Source organism: Pseudomonas sp. WS 5011 (genome assembly GCF_012985775.1).
GTDB lineage: Bacteria > Pseudomonadota > Gammaproteobacteria > Pseudomonadales > Pseudomonadaceae > Aquipseudomonas > Aquipseudomonas peli.
The window spans coordinates 1-17,034 of the sequence record NZ_JAAQXA010000009.1; the positions used below are offsets into that span (position 1 = coordinate 1).

A 17,034-nucleotide genomic window follows, 5' to 3' on the forward strand; every position below is an offset into this window, starting at 1 on the left:
TGCCACCCCTGCGTCGCTGCGCTCCGACTGCCCGGCCGGATGGCCGTGGAACAGGTGGCCAGATGGCCCTGGAATGCCTGGCCAGATGAGAGCGGACTGGGTGGCCGGATGGCGTGGAATCCGCACCTTTATCGAAGGTACTGTGCCGGTAAGAGCCGCAGCCGGTGAGCACTATGTGCTGCTATTGACTAAGGATGAAGATCGCAGCCTGCAAACCCTGGATAACAAACCCTTCAAGCGGCCCCTGCAGGCGCTGGCAGTCGATGAGGCTGGTATGCAGACCCATGCACACAGCGATGAAGGCGCATTCGAATTGGCGATTGTGCGTTAGCGACCCAATCAAACAGCCATAAAAAAGCCCGGACTTGTCCGGGCTTTTTTGTTTGTGTGATCAATCAGATTTGCGCAATCGAGACATGGCCAAACAGCTCTTGCGAGAAGCGCACGCGCTCTTCGGCGGTTTCGACGATACCTTTTTTCTGCAGTTCGGCGATACGCGCCTCGACTGCGTGGGCGCGGTGGGTGAGGCCGCAGTCGTTGGCGATCTGGATGTTCAGGCCAGGGCGGGCGTTGAGTTCGAGAATCAATGGGCCCTTGTCCTGATCCAGCACCATGTCCACGCCGATATAGCCCAAACCGCAGAGCTCGTAGCAGCCGGCGGCGAGCTTCATAAAGCCGTCCCAGTTGGGCAGTTGCACACCGTCTACCGCATTGGTGGTGTCCGGGTGCTTACTGATCTTGTTGTTCAGCCAGGTGCCGCGCAGGGTCACGCCGGTGGCCAGGTCTACACCGACACCAATGGCGCCCTGGTGCAGGTTGGCCTTGCCGCCGGATTGGCGCGTCGGCAAGCGCAGCATGGCCATGACTGGATAGCCCATCAGCACGATGATGCGAATGTCCGGCACGCCTTCGTAGCTGATGCTCTTGAAGATCTGGTCGGGTGTGACCCGGTATTCGATCAGCGCGCGATCACGGTGACCGCCCAAGGAGTAGAGGCCTGTCAGGATACTGGAGATCTGATGCTCGATCTCCTCGTGGCTGATGATCTTGCCTGAGACCGTTTTGTACTTCTCTTCAAAGCGATCCGCGATCACTAGGATGCCGTCACCGCCAGCGCCTTGCGCTGGCTTGACCACGAAGTCCGGGCGATCACCGATGATTGCACGCAGGTTATCGATGCCTTTTTCGGTATCGATGATGCCGTACATTTCCGGCACATCGATACCCGCTTCGATAGCGCGCATTTTGGTGATGATCTTGTCATCGACGATCGGGTACAGGTGCCGTTTGTTGTACTTCAGCACGTAGTCCGCGTTACGCCGATTGATGCCCATGATGCCTTTGGCTTCCAGGGCTTTCCACGTCTTGATCAGACCGAACATGGCATTAGTCCTTGAGGAAGGCTTTGAAGCGGAACAGTTCGGTCAGGCGGTAGCCACGGTAGCGACCCATCGCCAGCATGAAGCCCACCAGAATCATCAGTACGGCCGGGAAGGTGAACACGAAGTAGTTCAGTTCCGGCACGGTCATCAGCAGGTGCGCCAGGGTGGCAGCGAACAGGGTGCCGATGGCGACCTTGAAGGCATGGCCGCCGCCGCGCTCTTCCCAAGTGATCGACAGGCGCTCGATGGTCATGGTCAGAATTACCATTGGGAACAGGGCTACGGACAGGCCGCGTTCCAGGCCCAGCTTATGGCTGAACAAGCTGATCACCGCAATCAGCACCACTACAAAGGTCAGCACCACCGATAGCCTTGGCAGCATCTGCAGCTTCAGGTGTTCGAGGTAGGAGCGTAGCGACAGACCCAGAGCGGTTATCACGGTAAACAAGATAATGCCGAAGCCCAACTGGGTTTCACGGAAAGCCAGGGCAATCAGAACTGGGGTGAATGTACCGAGAGTTTGCAGGCCACCGAGGTTACGCAGGATCAGAATCACCAGCACGCCAATCGGGATCATCACCATGATCATGAAGGTCTGCTGAGTTTGCAGCGGCAGGCCGTACAAGCTGTATTCGAGGAAGTCAGCGTCGGTATTTTCGTCGGTCAGCTTGGCCAGGCGAATGGCGTTCATTTCGCTGTTGTTCAGGCTGAAGCTGACTTGCGCCTGCTTGCCACCTTCCAGGGTGACCAGGTTGTCATCGCCAATCCACCAGACCAGACGATCAACCGGTAGGCCTTGCTCGCCGCTTTCTGGGTTGAAATACAGCCAGTTCTCGCCGTTGAAGCTGCGCAGCCACAGTTCTGGGTTTTGCTGGATATCCGCAGCCAGGCGAATGGTGTGTACGCGCTCCATTGGCACATGGGCGATGGACAGCAGCAGTTCGATTACTTTGGCTTTGTTCGGGGTAGAGGCATCGCCGCCCAACAGCAGTTTGACGTTGTCGTCATTGCTGTTGTTAACCCGCTTGATGGTCTCGCTGATAAAGGTTTCAACGTCCGCCGAGTGCTGGCGAATAGGTGCCAGCAACGCTTCGGCAGCAATCTTCTCGGCGCCTTCAACCGGGATGCTGTCGCGGAAGATCGGCCCCTTGGCCTTGGCTTGCTCGCCGCTGTAGCGCTTGGTCAGGACCAAACGGTAGTAAAGAGTTTGCTTGCCACTGGCGCGACGTGCGGACCAGGTGACTTTGCGGTTGCCGTCGGCGCGATTGATGCTCACGCCGTAGTTATTCGAGATAAAGCTCTCATTCAGGCTGACGTAATCCTGGGCCAGCGGCGGCACGAACATCTGCAGCTTTACTGGCTCGCGTGGATTGGCCTGGAACTCGACTTTGGCGTCGATGTTCCACAGGTCATCAGTTTCGTCTTCGGTCATGGGGATGCCGAGGATGAAGATCTGATAAGCCGTGATCAGAACGCCCAGGCTCACGAGGAGTATGACCAGGACTTTCAGATGGAGGGTAAGAGAGCGCATGGGAATTACTCGCCAAGGTTTGCGTCAGGGGCACAAGCAGGTTTGCCTGCTGCGTATTTAAGACTCGGATCGACCAGCGCCGAAAAGCGTTTGAGTGCTTCGGAGCCTATCAACAACGGGTATTGGAAAGCACTGCGGTCGGTCAAGTTCACTTCAATTGTGCGTAGGCTGCTGCCCATGCACACATCCATTTCGATCACGGGGCGTGCCGTATAGGTTTTTTCTTCCTTTGGATCATAGTCGCCTGCGCGGCGTTTGATCTTGCTGATGCGCGCCAGGGGGCGTTCGATCGGGCTGCTATGTGCTTCGTCGATGGCCAGGTAGAAGCGTACCCAGGTTTCGCCATCACGCTTGAAGCGTTTGATGTCGCGAGCACTCAGTGATGCGGTCTTGGCGCCGGTGTCGAGCTTGGCGGCAAGCTTCAGGTCGAGGTCGAATAAACGGACGTATTCATTAAGCCCATAGACTGTCTTCTCCGCAGCGAAACTCAGGCTGGGAGTAAGTAGCAGGCATAGCAGAAGAATGGTGGGCTTTAGTGTCATAAGTCCTGAAGTATGGTGTTGATGAAGGGGCAAGCACATGCAGGGTGCGCAAGCGGCTCTTGGTGCGCCTGGGCTTGGAGTCTAGCAGGCAGTCAGAAATTCCTCTGCTCGTGTTAAACGGGCTGCATTCTAACATGGGGTTTTTCAGTCGTGACAGGCGCTTATAGGCGTTTATGCAAGTAAGGTCGCGACTGCGGGCGACTAAAGTAGTGCTGCGCACTGTCAACAATCTTCTTGGTTTGTTTGACGTCAATGTCTTCTGGGCGTATTTTTCAGGCACTTAATTTGCGCAGTGTCGACAATATGCTTGATGTAATTGAGCCGCTCGAGTCCAGCCAGGAAGATGCTGAAACGCTTTCTGAGCAGGTTTTCCGGCGTATTCAGGCGGCTATCGTCAAGGGCGAGATTGCCCCCGGCAGCAAAATTTCCGAGCCTGAATTGGCGCGCACCTATGGCATCAGCCGTGGCCCGCTGCGTGAAGCGATTCATCGCCTGGAAGGCCAGCGCCTACTGGTGCGCGTGCCGCACATTGGCGCGCGGGTGGTGTCGCTCAGTCACGCCGAACTTATCGAACTCTATGAGATTCGTGAGTCCTTGGAAGGTATGGCCTGTCGCCTGGCCGCTGAGCGCATGAGTCAGGCAGAAATCGATGAGTTGCGCGCGGTGCTCGACCTGCATGAGCAGGACGCTGCCTTCAAGGCGGGCGTCGGTTATTACCAGCAGGAAGGCGATTTCGACTTTCACTACCGGATCATTCAGGGCAGTGGCAACAAGACCCTGACCCAGATGCTCTGCGGCGAGCTCTATCAACTGGTGCGCATGTACCGCCTGCAGTTCTCCGCGACGCCCAATCGTCCGCGTCAGGCCTTTGCCGAACACCATCGTATTCTCGATGCCATCGCCGACCGAGACGGCGAATTGGCCGAGTTGTTGATGCGCCGTCATATCGGGGCTTCCAAACGCAATATCGAGCGCCATTTCTCCAGCAGCACGGGCGCACACACCAAGACAGCCAAACCACGAGGTGAGTCATGAGTCAGCTTTCCCCAGGCCAGCGTTTCCGTCAGGCGCTTGCCATCGAGTCGCCCTTGCAGGTAATCGGTGCGATCAATGCCAACCACGCCTTGCTGGCCAAGCGCGCGGGTTTCAAGGCCATTTACCTGTCCGGTGGCGGGGTCGCGGCCGGCTCCCTCGGTTTGCCCGATCTGGGCATCAACACCCTGGATGACGTGCTCACCGACGTGCGCCGTATCACCGACGTCTGCGACCTGCCGCTGTTGGTGGATATCGACACGGGCTTTGGCCCCAGTGCCTTCAATATCGAGCGCACCATCAAGAACCTGATCAAGGCCGGCGCCGCCGCCGCGCACATCGAGGATCAGGTTGGCGCCAAGCGTTGCGGTCACCGCCCGGGCAAGGAAATCGTTTCCTGCGAGGAAATGGTCGATCGCGTGCGCGCTGCCGCCGATGCCAAGACCGATCCTGACTTCTTCCTGATTGCCCGCACCGACGCGATTCAAGCTGAGGGTGTAGACGCCGCCATCGAGCGCTGCCAACGCTATGTAGAGGCCGGTGCCGACGGCATTTTCGCCGAGGCGGCCTATGACCTGCCGACCTACAAACGCTTCGTTGATGCGCTGAATGTGCCGGTACTGGCCAATATCACCGAATTCGGTGCCACGCCGTTGTTCAGCCGTGACGAGCTGGCCTCGGTCGGCGTGGCCATTCAGCTCTACCCGCTGTCGGCCTTCCGCGCCGCCAACAAGGCTGCAGAAAGTGTCTACACCTCGATTCGCCAGAACGGCCACCAGAAAGACGTGATCGAGCTGATGCAGACCCGTGCCGAACTGTACGACCGTATCGGCTACCACGCCTTCGAGCAGAAACTCGACGCCCTGTTTGCCGCAAAAAAATAACAACGCATGAACCGGATTTGAGGAGATAAGCATGAGCGCAACCCCGGAAACCACCCCAGGCTTCAAGCCGAAGAAATCCGTGGCCCTCTCTGGCACCGCCGCCGGCAACACCGCCCTGTGCACCGTCGGCCGTACCGGCAACGATCTGCACTACCGTGGCTATGACGTGCTGGATTTCGCCAACCGCTGCGAGTTCGAGGAAATCGCTCACCTGCTGGTGCATGGCAAGCTGCCCAACCTCGCTGAGCTGAACGCCTACAAGAGCAAACTCAAGGCCCTGCGCGGTATTCCGGCGGCGCTCAAGGCGTCACTGGAACAGCTGCCGCCCTCGGCCCATCCGATGGACGTGATGCGCACCGCCGTGTCCGTACTGGGCTGCGTGTCGCCAGAGAAGGACGACCACAACCACCCGGGCGCTCGTGATATCGCCGACAAACTGATGGCCTCGCTGGGTTCGGCACTGTTGTACTGGTACCACTTCAGCCACAACGGCAAGCGCATCGACGTGGAAACCGACGACGACTCCATCGGCGGCCACTTCCTGCATCTGCTGCATGGCGAGAAGCCGCGTGAGTCCTGGGTGCGCGCCATGCACACCTCGCTCAACCTGTATGCCGAGCACGAATTCAACGCCTCGACCTTCACCTCGCGGGTGATCGCCGGCACCGGTTCCGACATGTATTCCTGCATCGCCGGCGCCATCGGCGCGCTGCGCGGGCCGAAACACGGTGGCGCCAACGAAGTGGCCTTCGAGATCCAGAAGCGCTACGACAACCCGGACGAGGCCGAGGCCGATATCCGCGCCCGTGTGGAGAAGAAGGAAGTGGTGATCGGCTTCGGTCACCCGGTCTACACCGTGTCGGACCCGCGCAACAAGGTGATCAAGGAAGTGGCGCATGAGCTGTCGCTTGAACAGTCCAACACCAAGATGTACGACATCGCCGAGCGCCTGGAAACCATCATGTGGGACATCAAGAAGATGTTCCCCAACCTCGATTGGTTCAGCGCGGTCAGCTACCACATGATGGGTGTGCCCACCGCCATGTTCACTCCGCTGTTCGTCATTGCCCGCACTTCGGGTTGGTCTTCTCACGTCATCGAGCAGCGCATCGACGGCAAGATCATTCGTCCGAGCGCCAACTACACCGGCCCCGAAGACCTCAAGTTCGTGCCGCTCAAGGACCGCAAATAATGAGCAGCTCAGTCAACACTCATAACCGCAAGCCGCTCGTCGGCACCACGTTGGATTACTTCGACACCCGCGAGGCGGTCGATGCCATCGCCCCAGGCGCCTATGCCAAGCTGCCGTACACCAGCCGCGTACTGGCTGAGCAACTGGTGCGTCGTTGTGAGCCGGAAGCCCTGAACGATGCACTCAAGCAGCTGATTGAGCGCAAGCAGGAGCTGGATTTCCCCTGGTATCCGGCGCGCGTGGTCTGCCACGACATTCTCGGCCAGACCGCGCTGGTCGATCTGGCTGGCCTGCGCGATGCCATCGCTGAACAAGGGGGAGATCCGGCCAAGGTCAACCCGGTGGTGCCGACCCAACTGATCGTCGACCACTCGCTGGCCGTGGAATTCGGTGGTTTCGATCCGGATGCGTTCGAGAAGAACCGCGCCGTGGAGGAACGCCGCAACGAGGACCGCTTCCACTTTATCGAGTGGACCAAGACTGCGTTCAAGAACGTCGACGTGATCCCGGCCGGCAACGGCATCATGCACCAGATCAACTTGGAGAAAATGAGCCCGGTGATCCAGGCGCGCGGCGGCATTGCCTTCCCGGACACCTGCGTCGGCACCGACTCACACACCCCGCACGTCGATGCCCTGGGCGTAATCGCCATCGGCGTTGGCGGTCTGGAAGCGGAAACCGTGATGCTCGGTTTGCCGTCGATGATGCGCCTGCCCGATATCGTCGGCGTCAAACTGACCGGTAAGCGGCAGCCTGGGATTACCGCCACCGATATCGTTCTGGCGCTGACCGAGTTTCTGCGCAAGGAGCGGGTGGTCGGGGCCTGGGTCGAGTTCTTCGGCGAGGGTGCGGACAGCCTGTCCATCGGCGATCGCGCCACCATCTCCAATATGTGCCCGGAATATGGCGCTACGGCGGCGATGTTCTATATCGACCAGCAGACCATCGACTACCTCAAGCTCACTGGTCGCGAGCCGGAGCAGGTGGCGCTGGTCGAGCAGTACGCCAAGACCACAGGTCTGTGGGCCGATGCCCTGGCCACTGCCGAATACGAGCGCGTGCTGAGTTTCGATCTGTCGACCGTGGTGCGCAACATGGCCGGCCCGAGCAACCCGCACAAGCGTCTGCCGACCTCGGCGCTGCACGAGCGTGGTATTGCTGACGAGGCCAAGTTGGCCGCCGGCAAGCTGGAAGAGGGTGAGGGCCTGATGCCGGATGGTGCGGTGATCATCGCCGCCATCACCAGCTGCACCAACACGTCCAATCCGCGCAACGTGGTGGCGGCCGGCCTGCTGGCGAAAAAAGCCAACGCACTGGGCCTGGTGCGTAAGCCGTGGGTTAAGACCTCGTTCGCGCCGGGCTCGAAAGTCGCCAAGCTGTATCTGGAAGAAGCCGGCCTGCTGAGCGAGCTGGAACAGCTCGGCTTCGGCATCGTCGCCTATGCCTGCACCACCTGTAACGGCATGTCCGGTGCGCTGGACCCGGTGATCCAGCAGGAAATCATCGACCGCGACCTGTACGCCACGGCGGTACTCTCCGGTAACCGCAACTTCGACGGGCGCATTCACCCGTATGCCAAGCAGGCCTTCCTCGCCTCGCCGCCGCTGGTGGTGGCCTACGCCATCGCCGGCACTGTGCGCTTCGATATCGAGCAGGATGTGCTGGGTTTTGATGCGAACGGCAAGCCGATCACCCTGAAAGATCTGTGGCCGAGCGACGAGGAGATCGACGCCATTGTCGCGGCCTCGGTGAAGCCTGAGCAGTTCAAGCAGATCTACATCCCGATGTTCGATCTGGGCGCCTTTGAAGAAGCCGAGAGCCCGCTGTACGACTGGCGTCCGCAGTCCACCTACATCCGTCGTCCGCCGTACTGGGAAGGCGCGTTGGCTGGCGAGCGCACGCTCAAGGGCATGCTCCCGCTGGCGATCCTGCCGGACAACATCACCACGGATCACCTGTCGCCCTCCAACGCCATCCTGCTGGACAGCGCTGCGGGCGAATACCTGCACAAAATGGGTTTGCCGGAAGAGGACTTCAACTCCTACGCGACTCATAGGGGGGACCATTTGACCGCGCAACGCGCTACGTTCGCCAACCCGCAACTGGTCAACGAAATGGCCGTGGTCGACGGCGCGGTGAAGAAAGGTTCGCTGGCTCGCGTCGAACCGGAAGGCAAGGTGATGCGCATGTGGGAAGCGATCGAAACCTACATGAACCGCAAGCAGAACCTGATCATCGTCGCTGGCGCCGATTACGGTCAGGGCTCGTCGCGCGATTGGGCGGCCAAGGGCGTGCGCCTGGCCGGTGTGGAAGTGATTGCCGCCGAAGGCTTCGAGCGTATCCACCGTACCAATCTGGTGGGCATGGGCGTGCTGCCGGTCGAGTTCAAGCCGGGTACCACCCGCCTGACCCTCGGCCTGGATGGTACTGAGACTTACGACATCGAGGGCGATGTGTCGCCGCGCTGCGACCTGACTCTGGTGGTCAATCGCCGCAACGGTGAAGTGGTCAAGGTGCCGGTGACCTGCCGCCTGGACACCGCTGCCGAAGTGCATGTGTACAAAGCCGGCGGTGTGCTGCAGCGCTTTGCTCAGGACTTCCTCGAGTCGACAGTAGCCGTTTAAACGCGATCCCGTAGGGTGCGCTGTGCGCGCCACAGGCAACGATGTTTGGGCCGGTGCGCACGGTGCACCCTACGGGTATCTCCGAATTGTTCAGGAGCGATTTCATGGCTTACGCCCCGCAAATCAAAATCCCCGCCACCTATATGCGCGGTGGCACGAGTAAGGGCGTGTTCTTCCGCCTGCAGGATCTGCCACCAAGCTGTCAGGTGCCAGGTGAGGCCCGTGACAAGCTGTTTATGCGAGTGATCGGCAGTCCCGATCCGTACAGCGCGCATATCGATGGCATGGGCGGCGCGACGTCTTCGACCTCCAAGTGCGTGATCCTGTCGAAAAGCAGTCAGCCCGATCACGATGTCGACTACCTCTACGGCCAGGTCTCCATCGACAAGGCCTTCGTCGACTGGAGCGGCAACTGCGGCAACCTGTCTACCGGTGCCGGTGCGTTTGCCATTCATGCCGGTCTGCTTGACCCTGCGCGTATCCCGGAAAACGGCGTGTGTGTGGTGCGTATCTGGCAGGCCAATATTCAGAAAACCATCATCGCCCATGTGCCGGTCAGCAATGGTCAGGTGCAGGAAACCGGCGACTTCGAGTTGGACGGGGTGACCTTCCCAGCGGCGGAAATCGTGCTGGAATTCCTTGATCCATCCGACGATGGCGAGGAAGGCGGCTCGATGTTCCCCACCGGCAATCTGGTCGACGACCTGGAAGTGCCGGGTGTCGGCACCTTCAAGGCGACCATGATCAGCGCCGGTATTCCCACCGTGTTCGTCAATGCCGAGGACATCGGCTATCAGGGCACCGAGCTGCGCGAGGCGATCAATGGCGATCCGGCACAGCTGGCGCGCTTCGAAAAGATTCGCGTGGCCGGCGCGTTGCGCATGGGCCTGATCAAGACGGCCGAAGAGGCATTGACTCGTCAGCACACGCCGAAGATCGCCTTCGTCAGTTCGCCCAAGTCCTACAAGGCTTCCAGTGGCAAAGAGATCGAGGCAGGTGAGGTGGACCTGCTGGTGCGTGCGCTGTCCATGGGCAAGCTGCACCACGCCATGATGGGTACCTGCGCGGTGGCCATCGGCACGGCGGCGGCTGTTCCGGGCACGCTGGTCAATCTTGCAGCGGGCGGTAGTGAACGTGAAGCGGTGCGCTTCGGTCATCCGTCCGGAACACTGCGGGTCGGCGCGCAGGCCAGGCAGGTTGACGGTCAGTGGACGGTGACCAAGGCCATCATGTCGCGTTCGGCGCGCATTCTGATGGAAGGCTGGGTGCGAGTGCCGGGGGATTCGTTCTGATCGGGTGATCTGGAAAAGGCTCGAAGTTGTCGGGCCTTTTCTTTATAGGTCAATGGGTTGTGCGGGTTACTTGAGGCGGCGTTCGACGCCTTTTTCCACCAGGATCTTGGCGGAGATTTCTTCCACCGAGAAATGCGTGGAATTGATGAAGTTGATGTTCTCGCGGCGGAACAGGTTTTCCACCTCGCGCACTTCAAACTCGCACTGGGCGTAGCTGGCGTAGCGGCTGTTGGGTTTGCGTTCGTGGCGAATGGCGGTGAGGCGGTCCGGGTCGATGGTCAGGCCGAACAGCTTGTCCTTGTGCTTTTTCAGCACGGCTGGCAGCTGCAGGCTCTCCATGTCGTCTTCGGTCAGCGGGTAATTGGCGGCACGAATGCCATATTGCATGGCCATATACAGGCAGGTAGGCGTTTTACCACAGCGCGAAACGCCGACCAGAATCAGGTCGGCCTTGTCGTAGTAGTGGGTGCGCGCACCGTCGTCGTTGTCGAGGGCGAAGTTGACTGCCTCGATGCGCTCCATGTAGTTCGAGTTATGGCCAATGGAGTGCGATTTGCCGACCGAGTACGAGGAGTGAGAAGTCAGTTCTTGTTCGAGCGGCGCAAGGAAGCTTGCGAAAATATCGATCATGAACCCTTCGGACTCTGCCAGGATGTCGCGAATGTCCTGGTTGACGATGGTGTCGAAGATGATCGGGCGAGAGCCGTCTTTCTCGGCGGCGCTATTGATTTGTTGTACCATTGCGCGCGCTTTTTCCACGCTGTCGATGTAGGGGCGCGTGAGCTTGGTGAAGTCGATGGTTTCAAACTGTGCCAGCAGACTTTGGCCCAGGGTTTCGGCGGTGATACCGGTGCCATCGGAGATGAAAAAAGCGGTTCGTTTCATTTGCACCATGGGCCTTAAGCTGAGGACGAATCTTGGCTATCATAGGCCCGCCTTTGCAGGGCCGATCCGGCCTGCATTGTTACTTATTTTCCAGGGCCAGGCCACAATCGTGCCGGCATGTATGCCGCCGAGCTTCCCCAGCCCCTTGAGCTTTTCCAACACCTTAGTGGAGAGATCACCTTGGTAGAGTACGTAGTTTCCCTCGACAAGCTCGGCAATCACGATGTTGAGCACGTAGGGGGCAAGAACGCCTCCCTGGGCGAGATGATCAGCAACCTTGCCGGTGCCGGAGTTTCGGTGCCTGGTGGTTTCGCCACTACAGCCCAGGCCTACCGGGACTTTCTTGAACTGAGCGGTCTGAACGATCAGATTCATGCTGCGCTCGACGCCCTTGATGTTGATGACGTCAACGCGCTGGCCAAAACCGGTGCGCAGATTCGTCAGTGGGTGATGGACGCTGCTTTCCCCGAAGAGTTGAACGCCCAGATCCGCACCGCCTTCGCCGAAATGGCCGGTGGTAACGACAATATGGCCGTTGCCGTGCGCTCCTCGGCCACCGCCGAAGACCTGCCAGATGCCTCGTTTGCTGGTCAGCAGGAAACCTTCCTGAACATTCGTGGTGTGGACAACGTGATCCGCGCTGCCAAAGAGGTATTCGCCTCGCTGTTCAACGACCGCGCTATTGCCTACCGCGTGCACCAGGGCTTCGACCACAAACTGGTCGCTCTGTCTGCTGGCGTGCAGCGCATGGTGCGTTCGGAAACCGGCACTGCCGGCGTGATGTTCACCCTCGATACCGAATCCGGTTTCCGCGACGTGGTATTTATCACCGGCGCCTACGGCCTCGGCGAAACTGTGGTGCAGGGTGCGGTCAACCCTGACGAATTCTACGTGCACAAGCAAACGCTGGAAGCCGGCCGCCCGGCGATCCTGCGCCGCAATCTGGGCAGCAAAGCCATCAAGATGATCTACGGCGACGAAGCCAAGGCCGGTAAATCGGTCAAGGTGGTCGATGTGGACCGTGCCGAACGTGCGCGCTTCTGCCTGACGGATGCTGAGGTCAGCGAGCTGGCCAAGCAGGCGATGATCATCGAGAAGCACTACGGTCGTCCGATGGACATCGAGTGGGCTAAAGACGGTGATGACGGCAAGCTGTATATCGTCCAGGCGCGCCCTGAAACGGTGAAAAGCCGCACCAATGTCAATGTTATGGAACGCTACCTGCTCAAGGAAACTGGCACCGTGCTGGTGGAAGGTCGTGCTATCGGTCAGAAGATCGGTGCGGGTCGCGTGCGGGTTATCCATGACGTGTCCGAGATGGACAAAGTCCAGCCCGGCGATGTGCTGGTCTCCGACATGACCGACCCGGATTGGGAGCCGGTGATGAAGCGCGCCAGCGCCATTGTCACCAACCGTGGCGGCCGTACCTGCCACGCCGCGATCATCGCCCGTGAGCTGGGTATTCCAGCCGTGGTCGGTTGCGGCAACGCCACCCAGGTGCTGAAAGATGGCATGGGTGTGACGGTTTCCTGCGCCGAAGGCGACACCGGCTTTATCTTCGAGGGCGAGCTGGGCTTCGACATTCGCAAGAATTCTGTCGACGCCATGCCCGAGCTGCCATTCAAAATCATGATGAACGTCGGTAACCCCGACCGCGCATTTGACTTCGCTCAGCTGCCGAATGAAGGCGTTGGCTTGGCGCGTCTGGAATTCATCATTAATCGCATGATTGGCGTACACCCGAAAGCGCTGCTGAACTTCGCTGGCTTGCCGCCAGAGATCAAAGACAGCGTCGAGAAACGCATCGCCGGTTACGATGATCCGGTTAATTTCTATGTTGAGAAGCTGGTTGAGGGCATCAGTACCCTGGCTGCTGCGTTCTGGCCGAAGAAGGTCATCGTGCGTCTGTCGGACTTCAAGTCCAACGAATACGCCAACCTGATCGGCGGCAAACTTTACGAGCCGGAAGAAGAGAACCCGATGCTCGGTTTCCGTGGCGCTTCGCGTTACATCAGCGAATCGTTCCGTGACTGCTTTGAGCTGGAGTGCCGTGCGCTGAAGAAAGTGCGCAACGAGATGGGCCTGACCAACGTCGAGATCATGGTGCCGTTCGTGCGTACCCTGGGTGAAGCCAGTCAGGTGGTCGATCTGCTGGCCGCCAACGGTCTGGCCCGTGGTCAGGATGGCCTGAAGGTCATCATGATGTGCGAGTTGCCATCCAACGCGATTCTGGCTGAAGAGTTCCTCGAGTTCTTCGACGGGTTCTCCATCGGCTCCAACGACCTGACTCAGCTGACCCTGGGCCTGGACCGTGACTCGGGCATCGTCGCGCACCTGTTCGATGAGCGTAATCCGGCCGTGAAGAAGCTGCTGAGCAATGCCATCCAGGCCTGTAACAAGGCTGGCAAGTACATCGGCATCTGCGGTCAGGGTCCTTCGGATCACCCGGATCTGGCGCGCTGGCTGATGGAACAGGGCATCGAAAGCGTCTCGCTGAACCCGGATTCGGTACTTGATACCTGGTTCTTCCTGGCTGAAGGTCAAGCGCCAGCCTGATAGCGCGTTTAAATCTCTGTTCAAGGGCGGGTTGATCCTGCCCTTTTTTGTGCCAGCACATCCTGTGCTGTCCCCCTCCGGGCCGTCGCTTGCGACGTGAAAGAATTGCTCCCGGCAATTGGTTGTACCAGAGCGAAGATAGATGCAAAGCAGCAGTGAGCTTTTTCCCGTCACCTTGATCAGTGCCGAGTTTCGGGGCGATTTGAGCGAGGATGTCTATCGTCTCAAACCCGGTAACAGCCCGGACAGCAGTGTCGAGCTGGCTCTGACTCGTCTTGGTTGTGCTGGTCATGAACAGGTACGTGGCGTGCCGGTGATTCTGATTCCCGGCAGTTTTTCCAACCGGCGCTTTTGGTATTCCCCCAAATGCATTGGCTTGGGGCCTTACTTGGCGCGCGCCGGTTTTGATGTATGGATTGCCGAAATGCGTGGTCATGGCCTGTCGCCGCGCAATCGTGACTATTCGCGCAACACGGTCAGTGACTACGTGCGTTACGATCTGCCGGCAATTGCTGATTTTGTGCATGAGCAGAATCCGCAGAAGGCTCACTGGTTAGGCCATTCCCTCGGTGGGATTATTCTGGCCGGCGCACTCGGTGGGCAGTATCTGAGTGAAGATAAAATCGCCTCCAGCGTCCTGTTTGGCAGCCAGATCAGCCGGGTTTACTGGCCGTTGAAACTGCCGCCGCTGGAGTGGGGTAGCCGCTTGCTACTCAAACGGTTCTCGGTGATTTCCGGGTCGCGGCTCAAGCGTGGTCCGGAGGATGAGCCGATAGGTCTTGCAGTCGAAAGTTTGCGCTGGCACGGCCTGTTCGGCCGCTTTGGTGATGCTGACCGCGATTGGTGGGCGGGGCTGGCCGAGGTGCGTGTTCCGGTAATGGCCGTGGCCGCGTTGGGTGACCATCAAGACCCGGTCTGGGCGTGTGAAAAACTGCTCAAGCAATTTGGATCGCCCTTGAGTGAGTTTCTCTGTCTAGGTAAAAAGCATGGCTTCAGCGGTGATTTCGGCCATGTTGAGATGCTGGTTAGCAAAGAAGCGCAACTTGAGGTCTGGCCGTTGGTCGAACAGTGGTTGCGCAAGAGTCCGCAGGTCGCTGCTGAGCTGGCGCAAGCCGAGTTAGCGCGTAACAACGAGGTTTCGCCTGAATAGGCAGGCGCTGGCCGGTGTCCGGCCTTTTACTGAAAGCGTGAATCGATACAGATGGGGTGTGTGGCGTTTGCCCGTTGTGCCCCCGTCTGTGGCTCAATGCTGCACAGCAGGGCGTGATAGCTCTGTCAGCTGACCTACAACATCCAAGGAGCTTTGCCATGCATTACATCACTCCCGATCTCTGTGACGCCTACCCGGAGCTGGTCCAGGTGGTTGAGCCAATGTTCAGTAACTTCGGTGGCCGTGATTCCTTCGGTGGCGAGATCGTCACCGTCAAGTGCTTCGAGGACAACTCACTGGTCAAGGAGCAGGTCGACCTGCCGGGCAAAGGCAAAGTGTTGGTGGTGGATGGCGGTGCCTCCATGCGCCGCGCGCTGCTGGGCGATATGCTTGCCGAGAAAGCCGCGAAGAACGGTTGGGAAGGGATTGTGGTGTACGGCTGCGTGCGTGATGTTGATGTGTTGGCGCAGACCGATCTGGGCATTCAGGCCCTGGCCAGTCACCCGATGAAAACCGACAAGCGTGGCATCGGTGACCTCAATGTGGCAGTGACCTTTGGCGGCGTGACCTTCCGCCCGGGTGAGTTTATCTACGCCGACAATAATGGCGTGATCATCTCGCCCTCTGCACTGCAGATGCCGGAGTAGGGCGCTTGCAGGAAACCGTCATGCACGAAGGTGACAACGCGCAATGGGGCCTGGTGCACGCTTTTGTCCTTAATGGTCACGGTGGTGCCCGCAGCATTGCCCGGCAGGAACTGCATGGCCTGGTCCTAAGCGAGCAGGAAAGCCTCTGGCTGCATTGGGATCGCAGTCATCCGCAGACGCAGACTTGGTTGCGTGCAGAAAGTGGTCTAAGCGCTTTTGCTTGCGACCTGTTGCTGGAAGAGAACACTCGCCCGCGTCTGCTGGCGTTGCCTGAGCAGCAACTGTTGCTGTTCCTGCGTGGCCTTAACCTCAATCCAGGGGCCGAGCCTGAAGACATGGTCTCGGTGCGCATTTTTGCCGATGCGCAGCGCACGATCTCCCTGCGCTTGCGGCCTTTGCACGCAACCGAAGCCTTGATCGAGGATTTGCTGGCGGGTAGGGGGCCGAAAACCTCGGCTGAGCTGATTTTGCGCCTGGCGCATTACCTGACCGACAAGATCGAGCTGCTGGTCGGCGAGTTGTCCGAGCAGGTCGACGATCAGGAAGAGCGCGCCGATGCGCTGGAGAGTCAGGCCCCTGATCATGCCGCGCTACTGCAAATCCGCCGGCGCGCCGCCAGCTTGCGACGTTTTCTGTCGCCACAGCGCGATATCTACGGGCAGCTCACGGCCAGTGCTCAGGCCTGGCTGGTCGGTGCCGATAGCAGCTACTGGAACGAGCTGAATAACCGCCTGACGCGCTACCTTGAAGAGCTGGAGTTGAGCCGTGAGCGGGTCAACCTGCTGCTTGAGGCGGAAAATCGGCGCATGGATGAGCGGATGAACCACACCATGTACCGCTTCGGCATCATCACCGGGATTTTCTTGCCAATGAGTTTTCTTACCGGCCTTCTCGGTATCAATGTCGGCGGTATTCCCGGTTCAGAAAGCCCCCATGGCTTTCTGCTGGCGTGTTCGCTGATGGCCGCTGTGGCGCTGGTGCAGTGGCTGCTTTTCCGTCGCTTGCGTTGGATCTGATGTGACTTGCTCTGTACTCGTCTCGTCTAGCCGACACATCCTGTGAGGTGCGCCATGCACGATCCCTTTGAAGAATCACTGCGCGATTTGCTCAAGTCGCCCACCTCGAGTCACGACGATGACGCCTGTCTACATCGCGTGCTGAAAACCGCCAACCGCCAAGTCGGTGCGGGTGATCTGTTTGCCCTGATGGGGCATTGGGCTGGCGCATTGATGCTGGCTTTGAACAACGGCTCGGCGCATGTGGCGCCGGTCTCGCGTCGTAAAACCACCGATTCAACTGTTAATAAGGCTGACTGAG

The 17,034-nt window shown here is 59.3% G+C and carries 14 protein-coding genes and 1 pseudogene; 11 read left to right on the forward strand and 4 right to left on the reverse strand.

The window, feature by feature from the left end; translation table 11 throughout:
• Window positions 1–127 precede the first annotated feature (127 nt).
• Window positions 128–331, forward strand: a pseudogene (locus HBN63_RS11470) (MalM family protein); the annotation flags it as partial.
• A 64-nt stretch (window positions 332–395) separates the two neighbouring features.
• On the opposite strand, the gene HBN63_RS11475 reads toward HBN63_RS11470, so the two are convergent.
• From HBN63_RS11475 to HBN63_RS11485, 3 genes are read right to left on the reverse strand one after another with little or no spacing between them, the layout of a single operon-like run.
• The gene (locus HBN63_RS11475) at window positions 396–1,382 is read right to left on the reverse strand and encodes an alpha-L-glutamate ligase-like protein (RefSeq protein ID WP_090255909.1); all 987 of its coding nucleotides are present in this window, start codon (window positions 1,380–1,382) and stop codon (window positions 396–398) included.
• Between the two features lie 4 nt (window positions 1,383–1,386).
• Entirely contained in the window at window positions 1,387–2,913 is a 1,527-nt protein-coding gene (locus tag HBN63_RS11480; RefSeq protein WP_170049517.1) for an inactive transglutaminase family protein, read from the reverse strand.
• Between the two features lie 5 nt (window positions 2,914–2,918).
• A complete protein-coding gene (locus tag HBN63_RS11485) occupies window positions 2,919–3,455 on the reverse strand; it encodes an ATP-dependent zinc protease (RefSeq protein ID WP_170049606.1) in 537 nt (178 codons plus the stop codon).
• A gap of 303 nt (window positions 3,456–3,758) precedes the next feature.
• Between HBN63_RS11485 and HBN63_RS11490 the strand changes: the two genes are divergently transcribed.
• The 5 genes from HBN63_RS11490 (at window position 3,759) to prpF (ending at window position 10,479) form a co-directional block, all read left to right on the forward strand.
• On the forward strand, window positions 3,759–4,490 hold the full coding sequence (locus tag HBN63_RS11490) for a GntR family transcriptional regulator (RefSeq protein ID WP_167144470.1): 732 nt from the start codon (window positions 3,759–3,761) through the stop codon (window positions 4,488–4,490).
• On the forward strand, window positions 4,487–5,371 hold the full coding sequence (gene prpB, locus HBN63_RS11495; RefSeq protein WP_090386801.1) for a methylisocitrate lyase: 885 nt from the start codon (window positions 4,487–4,489) through the stop codon (window positions 5,369–5,371). The genes HBN63_RS11490 and prpB overlap by 4 nt, the downstream gene beginning before the upstream one ends.
• Window positions 5,372–5,402: 31 nt before the next feature.
• Window positions 5,403–6,563, forward strand: coding sequence for a 2-methylcitrate synthase (prpC, locus tag HBN63_RS11500; protein WP_170049518.1), 1,161 nt, complete (start codon window positions 5,403–5,405; stop codon window positions 6,561–6,563).
• On the forward strand, window positions 6,563–9,187 hold the full coding sequence (gene acnD, locus HBN63_RS11505; RefSeq protein WP_170049519.1) for a Fe/S-dependent 2-methylisocitrate dehydratase AcnD: 2,625 nt from the start codon (window positions 6,563–6,565) through the stop codon (window positions 9,185–9,187). The genes prpC and acnD overlap by 1 nt, the downstream gene beginning before the upstream one ends.
• A gap of 104 nt (window positions 9,188–9,291) precedes the next feature.
• A complete protein-coding gene (prpF, locus tag HBN63_RS11510) occupies window positions 9,292–10,479 on the forward strand; it encodes a 2-methylaconitate cis-trans isomerase PrpF (protein WP_170049520.1) in 1,188 nt (395 codons plus the stop codon).
• Window positions 10,480–10,545: 66 nt separating this feature from the next.
• Here the strand turns inward: prpF and HBN63_RS11515 are convergent, their stop codons facing one another.
• The gene (locus HBN63_RS11515; RefSeq protein WP_170049521.1) at window positions 10,546–11,364 is read right to left on the reverse strand and encodes a pyruvate, water dikinase regulatory protein; all 819 of its coding nucleotides are present in this window, start codon (window positions 11,362–11,364) and stop codon (window positions 10,546–10,548) included.
• Window positions 11,365–11,544: 180 nt separating this feature from the next.
• Here HBN63_RS11515 and ppsA point away from each other — a divergent pair, with 180 nt between their 5' ends.
• From ppsA to HBN63_RS11540, 5 genes are all read left to right on the forward strand, one after another.
• Window positions 11,545–13,920, forward strand: coding sequence for a phosphoenolpyruvate synthase (gene ppsA, locus HBN63_RS11520; protein WP_090255903.1), 2,376 nt, complete (start codon window positions 11,545–11,547; stop codon window positions 13,918–13,920).
• Between the two features lie 142 nt (window positions 13,921–14,062).
• Window positions 14,063–15,070, forward strand: a complete 1,008-nt coding sequence (locus HBN63_RS11525) for an alpha/beta fold hydrolase (protein ID WP_170049522.1) — start codon at window positions 14,063–14,065, stop codon at window positions 15,068–15,070.
• Window positions 15,071–15,228: 158 nt separating this feature from the next.
• A complete protein-coding gene (gene rraA / locus HBN63_RS11530; RefSeq protein ID WP_090255901.1) occupies window positions 15,229–15,717 on the forward strand; it encodes a ribonuclease E activity regulator RraA in 489 nt (162 codons plus the stop codon).
• A gap of 20 nt (window positions 15,718–15,737) precedes the next feature.
• Window positions 15,738–16,733 (forward strand): zinc transporter ZntB, encoded by a 996-nt coding sequence (locus tag HBN63_RS11535; RefSeq protein WP_170049523.1) that lies wholly within the window; start codon window positions 15,738–15,740, stop codon window positions 16,731–16,733.
• Window positions 16,734–16,787: 54 nt separating this feature from the next.
• The gene (locus tag HBN63_RS11540) at window positions 16,788–17,033 is read left to right on the forward strand and encodes a CrfX protein (RefSeq protein ID WP_090255899.1); all 246 of its coding nucleotides are present in this window, start codon (window positions 16,788–16,790) and stop codon (window positions 17,031–17,033) included.
• Window position 17,034 lies beyond the last annotated feature (1 nt).